This is a genomic window from Polyangium sorediatum, from assembly GCF_029946465.1.
Lineage (GTDB): Bacteria > Myxococcota_A > Polyangia > Polyangiales > Polyangiaceae > Polyangium > Polyangium fumosum.
The window spans coordinates 1-11,613 of the sequence record NZ_JARZHI010000038.1; the positions used below are offsets into that span (position 1 = coordinate 1).

Sequence of the window (11,613 nt, forward strand, 5' to 3'; positions counted from 1 at the left end):
GACCCAAGCTCGATGAACTGCGCGATGCGCAGTTCATCGAACAGGCCCGGTCAAGACCAGCAACGACCCTGCCCACCAAGACCGCCGCGCTGCGGGTTCGGCTGGCACCCCGGCTTCTTCGTCGGCCCGTTTGAAAAACTGCGCGTGGCGCAGTTTTTCAACCCTCGGTCCAGGCCGTGCCTGGTCCGGGTCGAGGGGCGGACAGCCCCCGCGGGGTCCGGGGCAGCGCCCCGGCGCGACCGCCTGCCAGCCAGCTTTCTGAGAATTCTCTCACGATCCCCTCAGGATCTCTCCTGCGTCGCGGCGCTAGGGTCCGCGCATGAGCTTCTGGCTCGCGCTCCCGCTCGCTGCGAACGTCGCGCTCGCGGCCACGGCGCCCCCGAAAACCCTCTCGTTCGACGAGGCCATCGGCCTGTCCGTCACGACGCCGGACGTACGCGGCGCCGAGCGCGCCGTGGCCACGAAACATGCGCTCGGCGCCCGGATCTCGGGGATGACGGAGAACCCGCAGATCTACGTGCAGCCGGGGTTCCGGGTGCTGCCCACGCCAAACCAGGGCGTCGAGATCCAGGCGAGCGTGACGCAATCGTGGAACCTTGCGGGGTTGTCCTCGGCCCGCAAGGCTGCGGCGCGGGTCGAGGAAGAGGAGCTCTCGGCCGGGGCGCGCGCGCTCGCGTTGACGCAAAGGCTCGATGCCGCGCGGGCGTGGATCGACCTCTGGGCGGCGGAGCGTGTGCTCGACGTGGCCACGCGGGAGGCGGCGCTCGCCGGGGAGTTTGCGCGGCTCGTGGAGAAGGCGGCGCAAGCTTCGGCGGCGACGAAGGCGGATGCGGCCGACGCGCGCGCTTACCACGCGGAGGCGCGGCTCGGGGTGATCGGGGCCGAGGGCGAGGTGTTCGAACGTGGGCTCGGGCTCTCGCGCGTGATCGCTGCGGGCGTGGATCCGCTTGGCGCGCGCGGGGATCTGCCGGTGCCCGTGCTCCCCTCGGGCGCGGGCTTGCGGGACGCGCAGAAGCGCGCGGCGATGCTGCCGACCGTGCAGCAGAAGGCGATCGCGGCGCGGGTCGAGCGCGCGCGCGAGGCCGAGGAGCGGGCCGCGCGCGGGACCTCGCTCTCGGTCGGCGTGTACGTGCAGCGGGATTCGCCTGGCGGGCTCGTGGGGTATGGCGCTGTTGGGCTCACGCTCCCGGCCTTTGATCGCGGCGAGCGCGAGCGCAGCGTGATGGCCGCGCGCGCGGCGCAGCTCGAAGGCGAGACGAAGCGCGAGGCGGCGAATGCGTCGGCCGATGTGGCGATGGGGATCCACGAGGTCGAGCACACGCAGGACATCGTGGACACGCTTGCGGGCGCGATCTTGCCGGCGCTCACGGAGGGGCTCGCGGCGCGGGTGCGGCTCTTCGAGGCGGGCGAGGGGACGATGCTGGAGGTCCTCACCGCGCGCAGGAACGTCGCGGCCGCGCAGGCACGGCTGGAGCGCGCGCGGGCCGCGAACGCGTGGGCGCGCGTAAAACTCTGGCTCTGGCTCTCGGCCATGGATGACGGGAAGAAGCAGGAGAAGGCGCGATGATGGCGCGAGGGATCGGGGGGATCGTGGCGGCGCTCGTCGTCACTGCGTGCGCGGGCCCCGAGGCGGCGCCCGAGCCGGCCGCGGAGATGGGCGTGGGCCCGAAGAGCGTAGAGACGCCGTGGGTCGCGGCGCGCGCGCCGGGCGGGCTCTCGCTGCTCGAAGCGCCGGCCGAGCTCGTGCCGCCTGCGGGGGCGAAGGGCGCGGTGGTGCCGCCGTTCTCGGCGCGGATCACGAAGGTGCACGTGGAGCACGGCGAGCGCGTGGACGAGGGCGCGCCGATCGCGGACGTGGTGATGCCGGAGGTCGCGCGCGCGGCGGGCGCGTTCGCGGCGGCGGGCACGCGGATCGGGGCGCACGGCAAGCGCAAGGCGCAGCTCGAAGCGCTCCGGAAGGACGGGCTCGCGAAGATCGTGGACATCGCCGAGGTCGAGGGCACGCTCGCGGACGCGTCGGCCGCGCAGCAGATGGCGCTCGCGACGCTGAAGATCGCGGGGCTCGGGCCGAAGGACGTGGCCGCGCTCGTGCGCTCGGGCGGCTTGGTGACGTTGAAGAGCCCGGTCGCGGGCGTGGTGACGGACCTCGACGCGGCGATCGGCGCGTCGCGCGAGCCCACGGGCGCGCCGATCGCGTTGATCGAGGGCGCGGGCGCGGCGCGCGTCGAGGCGCGGTTCGCGCAGCGGCCGCCGCCGGGCGCGCGTTTCGTCTTCGTGGGGCCGCTCGGGCAATCCACGGCGCTCACGCTCCTGAGCGAAGCGCCGAGCACGAGCGGGCGGGATGGAACGGTGGCCGCGTGGTTCAAGCCCGCGGAGGGGATCTCGTTGCCGCATGGAACGCTGGGGAAGGTGCGCGTCTCGCCCGATCCGGGCGGCACGGCGGTGGCGATCCCCGCGGCGGCCGTGACGTTGAAGGACGGCGTGGCTGTGGTGCTCTCCCGAAAGACGGGCGCGCCGCTGCCGGTGAAGGTGTTGTCGAGCTCCGGGGCGGACGCGCTCGTCGAGGGCGAGTTGCGCCCCGGGGACGAGGTGGCCGCGGACGCGTCGCGCGCGCTGCCCACGCCCGGCGGAGACGTCGATTGATCCCCGCGCTGGTCAAGCTCTCGATCCGGCATCGGGGCCTCGTCGTGGCGGTGACGCTCGTCCTCGCCGTCGTGGGGGCTTTTCTCGGGCGGCGGCTCGAGCTCGACGCGCTGCCGGACATCACGAACAACCAGGTCCTCGTGCTGACGAGCGCGCCCGGCCTCACGCCCGAGGAGGTCGAGCGGCAGGTGACGCGGCCGATCGAGCTCGCGCTCGGCGGGCTGCCGGGCCTCGAAGAGCACCGCAGCTTGTCGCGGTACGGGATCTCGTCGGTGACGATCGTCTTCGACGACGGCGTGGATCCGTGGCGCGCGCGGCAGATGGTCTCGGAGCGCATCGGCGCGCTCGCGGGCGCGCTGCCGCCCGGCGTGAGCGCGCCCGAGCTCGGGCCCGTGACGGGCGGGCTCGGCGAGATCTTCCACTTCACGTTGAGCTCGCCGTCGCGCTCGCTCGCGGAGCTTTACGAGCTCTCGTCGACGCGCGTGGCGCCGCTGCTCCGCGCGGTGCCGGGCGTGGTGGAGGTGAACCCCTGGGGCGGCGAGCGACGCACGATCGAGGTCGTGGCCGATCCGGCGCGGCTCGCGCAGCGGCACATGACGCTCGGGGCGCTGCGCGAGGCGCTCGAACGATCGACTGGCAGCGCGCCCGGGGCGAGCTTGCCGCTCGGCCGTGGACAGGCGCTTCTCCGCGCCGTGGCGCGGCCGAAGGATCCTTCCGAGCTCGGACACGCGATCGTGTCGCCGCTCGATCAGGAAGGGCGCGCGGTGCGTGTCTCCGACGTGGCGGAGCTCCACGTGGGGGGGCTGCCGCGTATCGGCGCGGCGACGGCCGACGGCCGCGGCGAGGTCGTCTACGTGATGGTGCAGATGCTCCGGGGCGACAACGCGCTCGACGTGATGGACAGGCTCCACGCGCAGATGCCCGCCGTGCGCGCGGCGCTCCCCGAGGACGTCTCGATCCGGCTCGTGTACGACCGGAGCCACCTCGTCGGCAGCACGCTGCGCACGGTGGGCAAGAGCCTGCTCGAAGGTGGCCTGCTCGTCGGCGTGGTGCTCTTCGCGATGCTCGGGAGCCTGCGCGCGGGGCTGCTCGTGGCCTCGGCGATCCCGCTCTCGATGCTGGGGGCGCTCTCCGGCATGGTGGCGCTCGGGATCCCGGGCAACCTGATGAGCCTCGGCGCCATCGATTTTGGCCTCGTCGTGGACGGCGCGGTCGTGATGGTCGAGCACGTCTTCCACGCGTCGCAGAAGGGGAACGCGCCGGCCGGAGGGCCGGAACGCACGTCGTGGGTGAGCCGCGTCAGCGCCGAGGTCGCGAGCCCGGTGTTCTTCTCGGTGCTGATCATCCTGATCGTGTACCTACCGGTGCTCACGATGACGGGCGTGGACGGCAAGATGTTTCGGCCGATGGCGCTCACCGTGGTGTTCGCGCTCTTCACGTCGCTCGTCCTGTCGCTCACGTACGTGCCCGCCGCGATGAGCCTCGTGCTCCGGCAGAAGGACGTGCCGGCGCGGGATCCGTGGCTCGTGCGGTGGGTCGATCGGATCTACGGGCCCACGCTTTCCTTCGTGGTCAAAAGGCCCGTCCTCGTGGCCGCGAGCGCGCTCGTGCTTTTCGCGGCCGGCGTCGTGCTCTACGCGCGCGCGGGCAGCGAGCTCGCGCCGCAGCTCGACGAGGGGGACCTCGTGGTGCAGACGACGCGCGCCCCCGACATCAGCCTGGAGACGGCGGTCGTCGAAGCGGGGAAGTTCGAGGCCGCGGCGCGGAAGGTGCCCGAGGTGGTGCAGGTCGTCTCGCGCGTGGGCAGCCCCGCGGTCGCGACGGACATCATGGGCCTCGAACAAGCCGACGTGTTCCTCACGCTCGCGCCGCGGGACAAGTGGCGGCCGGGGCTCGATCGCGAGGCGCTCATCGAGGAGATCCGGCGCGCGGTGGACGCAGGCTCGCCGGGCGCGGATCCCTCGTTCACGCAGCCGATCCAGATGCGGTTCAACGAGCTGCTCGGCGGGGCGGTGACGGACGTGGCCGTGAGCATCTACGGCGCGGATCTCGGGGTGTTGCGAGAGCTCGCGGAGAAGATCGCGGCCGAGATCGCGGCCGAGAAGGGCGCGGCGGACGTGAAGGTGCTGGCGCCGCCGGACGTGTCGCTCCTCGAAGTCGAGCCGAAGGCGCTCGAAGCGTCGCTCGTGGGCCTCGGCGTCGGCGACGTGCTCGACGTGGTGCAGGCCGTGCGCAGCGGCATCGAGGTCGGCGCGACGTACGACGGGCCGCTCCGGATCCCGGTGGTCTTGCGGATCGGGGGCGTCGCGGGCGCGTTTGATCTGCCGAACCTGAGCTTGCCGACGGCGTCGGGCGGTCTCGTGCCGCTCGCGCGCGTGGCGAAGGTCGAGGCGCTGCCGACGCCGGGCCTCGTGAGCCGCAAGGATGGCGAGCGGCGTATCGTGGTGGGCTTCAACGTGCGCGGCGCGGATCTCGGGGATCTCGTGGCGCGGGCGCGCGCGCGTGTGGACAAGGCCGTCACGGCGCCGCGCGGCTACAGGCTCGTCTGGGGCGGGCAATACGAGACGTTCCAGGAGGCCTCGCGGCGGCTGCTCGTCGTGGTGCCGGCCGCGGTGGCGCTCATCCTCGCGGCGCTTTACGCCGCGTTTCGGAAAGTGAAGCCGATGCTCGTGATCTTCACGAACGTGCCGTTCGCGTGCGTGGGCGGGATGGTGGCGCTCACGATCCGCGGCATGCCGGTGTCGATCTCGGCGGCCGTGGGGTTCATCGCGCTCTCGGGCGTGGCCGTGCTGAACGGCGTGGTGTTGCTCTCGCGCGTGCTCGCGAACGAGGCCGCGGGGCAGGATCCCGCGGCGGCGGCCGAGAACGCGGCGCGCGCGCGGGCGCGGCCGGTGCTGATGACGGCGCTCGTGGCCGCGCTCGGGTTCGTGCCGATGATGCTCGCGCGGGGCGCCGGATCCGAGGTGCAGCGGCCGCTCGCGACCGTGGTCGTGGGCGGGCTCGTGACCTCGACGCTCCTCACCTTGCTGATCGTGCCGAGCTTGTACGGCTGGATTGGCCGAGGCCGCCGGGGCACGCCGGCGGCGGCTCCTTCCCCGCCGGAGGGCTCGTCCGGCGCTACGATGGCGGCGTGAAGCTCTTCGTGGTGGAGGACGAGGCCAAGATGGCCCGCCTGCTCGAACGTGGCCTCCGCGAGGAGGGCCATCAGGTGGACCTCGCGGCGAGCGGCACGGAGGCGCTCGAGCAGGGCCTCGGGGTCGTCTACGACGTCATCCTCCTCGACTGGTCGCTGCCCGGGATGGACGGCGTGTCGCTGCTCCGGCGGTGGCGGGAGCGCGGGCTGAAGACGCCGGTCCTCTTGCTGACGGCGCGCGGGACGGTGGGCGAGCGCGTGACGGGCCTGCGGGCCGGCGCGGACGATTACCTGGTCAAGCCGTTCGACTTCGAGGAGCTCGTGGCGCGCCTGGAGGCGCTGCACCGGCGCGGAGCGGGGCACGAGGCGCTGACGCGGCTCGGGCCGATCACGGTGGACGGGCGGCGCCGGGTGATCGGGCGGGACGGCGCCGAGGAGAGCTTGACGGCGCGGGAGTATGCGCTCCTGGCGGAGCTCGCGGGTCACGTGGGAGAGGCGCTGACGCGGACGGAGCTGCTCGGCACGGTGTGGGGGACGGGGTTCGACGGCGCGCCGAACGTGGTCGACGTGTACGTGGGCTATTTGCGGAGCAAGCTGCGGAGCGTCTGCGGCGAGGGGGTGACGATCCAGGCCGTGCGAGGCGTGGGGTATCGGCTGGTCGTGGCGAAGCCGCCGCGGGGCGAGGCGTGAGGGTCCGGGCGCGGCTCGTCCTGTTTGGTGCGGCGCTGCCGTCGCTCGCGCTGGTGCTCGCGGTGGGCGTGGCGGGTGTGGTGTTTCGCGGGAGCTTGCTCGGCGCGCTGGATCGGGCGCTGCTCGCGCAGGCGGCGGTGGAGAGCGTGAGCCTCTTCGACGGTCCGACGGGCGCGCCACACGTGCACCTCGGCAAATCGCCGCTCGCGGACGACGTGCGCTCGTTCGTGCCGACGGCGGGGCTCTACGACGCGGCGGGCAAGCTCGTCGCGCATTTCCCCGAGCATGGCTGGGTCCCCGAGCGGCCTTCTGCGGACGTGGGCGCGGAGGGGCCGCGGCTCTTCACGCATCGGGCCTCCGATGGGCGATGGATGCGCTCGCTCGTGGTGGCCGTGCGCGCGCCTTGGGGCGAGCCGTACGTGCTGACGCTGGAGAGCTCGCTCGCGGAGATCGACGCGACGATGCGGCTCTACTGGCAAGCGACGCTGGGGCTCGTGGCCGTGGCGGCGGCGCTCCTGTTTTCCTTGCAGGGGGTGCAAGCGGGCCGGATGAGCCGGCGGATCGGCGACATGACGGCGCAGCTCCCGGAGCTGCGCGGCGGGGCGCTCGCGTGGCGGCTGCCCCCGGATCCGACGGGCGACGAGATCGCGGATCTGCGCGTCGCGCTGGCGGAGGCGATGGAGCGGCTGCGCGCGGCGCGGGACGCGCAGGAGCGGCTGATCGCGAACGCGGCGCACGAGCTGCGCACGCCGCTCGGCTTGATGCGCACGGAGATGGACCTCGCCTTGCGCAAGGAGCGGAGCGTGGAGGAGCTGCGGGAGGCGCTCGCGGGGGCGCGGGGCGAGGTGACGCGCTTGTCGAACCTGGCCGCGCGGCTGCTCGATCTCGCGGCGCTCGGGAAGGTGACGTGGGAGGCGAAGGCGGGGGATCTCGCGGCCGTGGTGCGGGAAGCGGCGGAGGCGTGTGAAGGGGAGGCGGAGGCGCGGGGGCTGACGATCGCGACCTCGCTGCCGGAGGAGGCGCCGGCCGCGTTCGAGGCGCAGACGGCGCGGCAGGCGATCGACAATTTGCTCTCGAATGCCATGGCGCACGCGCCGCGCGGGACGACGATCACGGTGGGAATCGAGGCGGCGGGGGAGGCGTGGCGGATCTCGGTGGAGGACGAGGGCGAGGGGATCCGCCCCGAGGAAGCACCGCACATCTTCGAGCCGTTTTACCGGGGAGCCAAGGCGAAGCAGGGGCAGGGCGCGGGGCTCGGGCTCTCGATCGTGCGAGAGATCGCGCGGCGGCACGGGGGGAAGGTGGTTCTCGCGCCGAAGGAGGGGCGGGGAGCGCGGTTCGTCCTGGAAATGCCCCGGCAGGGGTGAAGGGGCGGTTCAAGCCGCCAAGGCCACGTCGGTCTCGGGCACGAGCCGCCCGTGCGTCGCCCGATAGAGGCGCACCGTCGTCTCCCCATCCACGACGGCTTCGGCGCCAAACACGCGCGGCGAGGCGCCCGCCCAGATCGATCGATTCTCCGATCGATGCGCGTGCCCGTGCGCCACGTGGAGCCGCTCGCAGCGCGCGAGCAGCGCGTCCATGGCCTCGGGCGCCTGCAATCCGTCGATCCAGTGCCACGCCGCGATCGCGTGTTTGCCCGGCGGGTGATGTTGCGCCGAGAGGACCACCTTCCAGGCGAAATGCGGATCCTCCGCGAGCCTGCCGAGCCGCTCGACGGCGCCCTGCTCGATGAGGCCACTCGATCGGGTCACGGGCAAGGGCACGGCCGTCGAGATGGGGACGATCAGCACGTCCCGGAGCTCGGTCATGGCGCCGGGGCGGCTCGTCCTTGCATAAGCGCGGAGGGGGCCTTCGAGGGCACGCGCGAACGCCCGTCCGTCGTCGTAGAGGTCGTGATTGCCGGGGACGAGCGTCACGCGCTCCGGCGAGAGCTTGCTCTCGGAGAGCACCTCCGAAAGGGTCTCGAACTGCGCGGACACGCCGTCCTCCGTCAGGTCGCCCGTCACGATCACGTGATCCGCGTCCGTCATGCGCGCGCGTACGAGCGCGTCGAGCGCACGTTCACGCCGGCGACGCGCGCACGGCGATCGACCGAACGTCAAATAACGAAGCCTCCACAGCTCCATTCCGCTGCGGCTGTCGTGGCGATCTTCCAGCAAATGTAGATCCGTCACCTGCGCAATCCGCGTCATGGCGCGCCATCATGCACGGGCAAGTTGACGATCCTGCGACGGCCGCGAAAAACCTCCGCGAAAGCGGTGTCGCCAATCTTCACACGAGCAGACACCAGAATGTGACGAACGACGGATAACGTGGCCTCCCGAGGTGAAACGATGAAGAGCACGCTGGTGGCTCTCCTCGCGGGGGGAGCCCTCTCGTCGATCGTGATGACCGTGGCCTCGCAAGGGGCCGCGCTGCGCATTCTGCGTCGGGCTCCCGCGAAGGAGCGCCCCACGCCGCCCATCACGATCCTGAAGCCGCTCAAGGGCGTGGACGATGGGTTACGGGAAAACCTGCTTTCCTTCGCGTCCCAGGACTACCCGACCTACGAAGTCCTCCTCGGCGCGGAAGACGCGGACGATCCGGCGCTCGTCGTGGCGCGTGAGGTGATGGCGCGTTGTCCGCGCGCGCCGTTCTCGATCGTCCATTGCCCGCGCCGGACGGGCCTGAACCCCAAGGTCAGCATCCTCGAAGCGCTCGCGGCCCGCGCGCGCCACGAGCATGTCCTCATCTCGGACTCGAACGTGCGTGTGGGGCCGGGGTATCTGGGAGCCATGGCGGCAGAGCTCGCGGATCCACGCGTGGGGCTCGTGACGAGCGTCATCGTGGGCGCGGGGGAAAGGACCCTCGGGGCTGCGCTGGAGAACCTGCACCTCAATTCGTTCATCGTGCGCTCGACGCTCGCGGCGAAGGTGTTCCTGGGGCACGCGTGCGTGATCGGGAAATCGATGCTGCTGCGACGCGGGGATCTCGCCGCGGTGGGCGGTTTTGCCTCGGTGCGGGACGTACTGGCCGAGGATTACCTGCTCGGCAAAGCGTTCCAGGAGGCGGGATTTCGTGTCGCCTTGTCGACGGAGCCGGTGCGGACCGTGAACGAGCGCTGGCGCCTCGATCGGTTCGTGAGTCGGCATGTCCGCTGGACGCAAATGCGGCGGCGCGTGCACGTCGGTTCGTACTTGGTCGAGCCGCTCTTCAATCCCGTCCCGCTGCTCCTCTTGCTTTCGCTCGTGGCCGGCGGCGCGCTCGGAGGGGCCGCGCTCTTCGGCGTGGCGCTGAAGATCGCCCTCGACGCGGCGCTCTGGTCACGCCTACGCGGCGCGCGGATGTCGTGGCGGTGCGCCAGCCTCGTGCCCTTCAAGGATGTGCTGGCGACCTTTACGTGGGTCGTCGGGGGCGTGCGGCGCACGGTGGATTGGCGGGGCCATCGAATGCGCATCGGGGAGGGGACGCGGCTCGAGGCGATCGATGTCGCGGCGACCGTGAACGAGCCGGCGGAGGTCGCCCCGAGGGTCGATCAACGATGGGCTGCATGAGCCGCGCCGGCTTTGTACGGAGCCTGCCGTGGGCACGAACCCCGACGCGCCTCGAATGAAACGGTCGTGCAACGAATTTGTGACATTCGTGTGAGGACAAGGATACGGGTCGGGCCGGTCTTGAAGTTTCCGCGATCGTTCATCTACCCTGAACGAACCACCCCGGAAGCTTCTGGACCTCGATGCGATCCTCCCTTTTCCTTGCCATCCCCTGCGCCCTGAGCCTCGCGCTCGTGGCCCCGGCCGCGCTCGCCGCCGGCCCGAAAAAGCCGCCCACCAAGGAGGAGATGCAGGAAGCGCAGCGCCGCTACCAGAGGGGCCGGGAGCTTTACGAGGACAATGATTTCACGGCGGCGCTCGTCGAGATCCGCCGCGCCTACGAGCTCGCGCCGAGCTACAAGCTCCTGTTCGACATCGGCCAGATCTGTTATCAGCTCCCCGATTATCCCTGCGCGCTTCGCAGCTTCAAGCAATACCTCGACGAGGGCGCCGGCGAGATCAACCCGCAGCGCCGCGCGGAGGTCGAGAACGACGTCCGGAAGCTCGAAGGGCGCGTCGCGACGCTCAAGATCACGACGACCCGGCCCGGCGTGGAAATCCTCGTGGATGACGTGATCGTCGGCAAGACGCCGCTCGATACGCCCGTCCTCGTCGGCGCGGGCAAACGCAAGGTGACGGCGCGTGTGCAGGGCGCCGAACCGGTGACCCGCGTGATCGAAGTGGCAGGCACCGATGTCGTTGATGTCGCGCTCGAAGTCGGCGCCGGGAGCACGGCGGCTGCGCCTTCCGCCGGCGACGGGACGAACGTGCCAGGCGCGGGGTCGCCGGGGGAAGACAAGGGCGCGGGGCGCCACGTGCCGGTCGTGCCCTGGGTCATCACGGGCGCGCTCGCCGTCGGCACGGGTATCGTTGGAGGCCTCGCGCTCGCGAAAAGCTCCGAGTACCGGAGCCAGCTCGATACATTCGGCGCGACCCGCGCGACGCTCGACGCGTCGTACGGCACCATGAAAAACCTCGCCATTGCGACGGATGTCTTGCTCGGCGCCACGGCGGTCGCGGGCGTGACTTCGTTGATCCTCACGCTCACGGCCGGACCGAAGGGCCCCGCGAAAGCCGCGCTTGTCCCCGTGCATGCCGGCGTCGGCCCGGGCAGCGTCTGGGTCAAGGGCACCTTCTGATCTGAGCTCGTACGGGAACGAACATGCAAGAGAACAAGGCCCTCCCGCCGCATCGTCGCGGGTCCCCTCCCGCCTTTGGTTGGCTCCGCGCGGCCCTCGTGGGGTTCGTGATGGCGGGGCTCGTGGGCGCCTGCAACCTCCTCGTCGAGGGCGCGACGGATCAATGCACCACGGACGCGGATTGCAACAAATTCGGGAACGGCTCGGTGTGCCAGCAGGGCGTGTGTGTCGTGAAGGGAGGCTCGGGGTCGAGCAGCGGCTCGGGCGGCTCGGGCGGCGGGGAGGCGTGTTTCTCCGGCGAGCCCACGAAGGACGAGCAGTACCTCAACCAATGCACGGACGCGACGTGCGTCGATTTCGACAACTGCGCCCGTCTCGGGCTCTGCGATGGCGCCGCGTTGCCCCCTCTCGTCGAGCCCACCCCCGTTCCTTGAAT

9 protein-coding genes are annotated in these 11,613 nt (G+C 71.6%); 8 read left to right on the plus strand and 1 reads right to left on the minus strand.

Annotation, left to right across the window (positions count from 1 at the left end):
* The first annotated feature begins 319 nt into the window (after positions 1 to 319).
* Genes QHF89_RS31695 through QHF89_RS31715 form a run of 5 tightly spaced genes read left to right on the plus strand, consistent with a single transcriptional unit; the run spans position 320 to position 7,833 of the window.
* On the plus strand, positions 320 to 1,567 hold the full coding sequence (locus QHF89_RS31695; RefSeq protein ID WP_136969548.1) for a TolC family protein: 1,248 nt from the start codon (positions 320 to 322) through the stop codon (positions 1,565 to 1,567).
* Positions 1,564 to 2,643: an efflux RND transporter periplasmic adaptor subunit gene (locus QHF89_RS31700; RefSeq protein WP_136969547.1), complete on the plus strand. Its 1,080-nt coding sequence runs from the start codon at positions 1,564 to 1,566 to the stop codon at positions 2,641 to 2,643. Before QHF89_RS31695 ends, QHF89_RS31700 begins: the two co-directional genes overlap by 4 nt.
* On the plus strand, positions 2,640 to 5,777 hold the full coding sequence (locus tag QHF89_RS31705; protein WP_136969546.1) for a CusA/CzcA family heavy metal efflux RND transporter: 3,138 nt from the start codon (positions 2,640 to 2,642) through the stop codon (positions 5,775 to 5,777). Before QHF89_RS31700 ends, QHF89_RS31705 begins: the two co-directional genes overlap by 4 nt.
* A complete protein-coding gene (locus QHF89_RS31710) occupies positions 5,774 to 6,466 on the plus strand; it encodes a response regulator transcription factor (RefSeq protein WP_136931897.1) in 693 nt (230 codons plus the stop codon). Before QHF89_RS31705 ends, QHF89_RS31710 begins: the two co-directional genes overlap by 4 nt.
* Entirely contained in the window at positions 6,463 to 7,833 is a 1,371-nt protein-coding gene (locus tag QHF89_RS31715) for a sensor histidine kinase (protein ID WP_136969545.1), read from the plus strand. The genes QHF89_RS31710 and QHF89_RS31715 overlap by 4 nt, the downstream gene beginning before the upstream one ends.
* 9 nt (positions 7,834 to 7,842) lie before the next feature.
* Here QHF89_RS31715 and QHF89_RS31720 read toward each other — a convergent pair whose 3' ends face one another.
* A complete protein-coding gene (locus tag QHF89_RS31720) occupies positions 7,843 to 8,658 on the minus strand; it encodes a metallophosphoesterase family protein (RefSeq protein ID WP_136969544.1) in 816 nt (271 codons plus the stop codon).
* A 141-nt stretch (positions 8,659 to 8,799) separates the two neighbouring features.
* Between QHF89_RS31720 and QHF89_RS31725 the strand changes: the two genes are divergently transcribed.
* The 3 genes from QHF89_RS31725 to QHF89_RS31735 all read left to right on the plus strand — a co-directional run bounded on the left by QHF89_RS31725 (position 8,800) and on the right by QHF89_RS31735 (position 11,611).
* The gene (locus QHF89_RS31725) at positions 8,800 to 9,999 is read left to right on the plus strand and encodes a glycosyltransferase (RefSeq protein WP_136969543.1); all 1,200 of its coding nucleotides are present in this window, start codon (positions 8,800 to 8,802) and stop codon (positions 9,997 to 9,999) included.
* A 182-nt stretch (positions 10,000 to 10,181) separates the two neighbouring features.
* Positions 10,182 to 11,177, plus strand: coding sequence for a PEGA domain-containing protein (locus QHF89_RS31730; protein ID WP_136969542.1), 996 nt, complete (start codon positions 10,182 to 10,184; stop codon positions 11,175 to 11,177).
* Positions 11,178 to 11,200: 23 nt separating this feature from the next.
* On the plus strand, positions 11,201 to 11,611 hold the full coding sequence (locus QHF89_RS31735) for a hypothetical protein (RefSeq protein ID WP_136969541.1): 411 nt from the start codon (positions 11,201 to 11,203) through the stop codon (positions 11,609 to 11,611).
* The last annotated feature ends 2 nt before the right edge of the window (positions 11,612 to 11,613 follow it).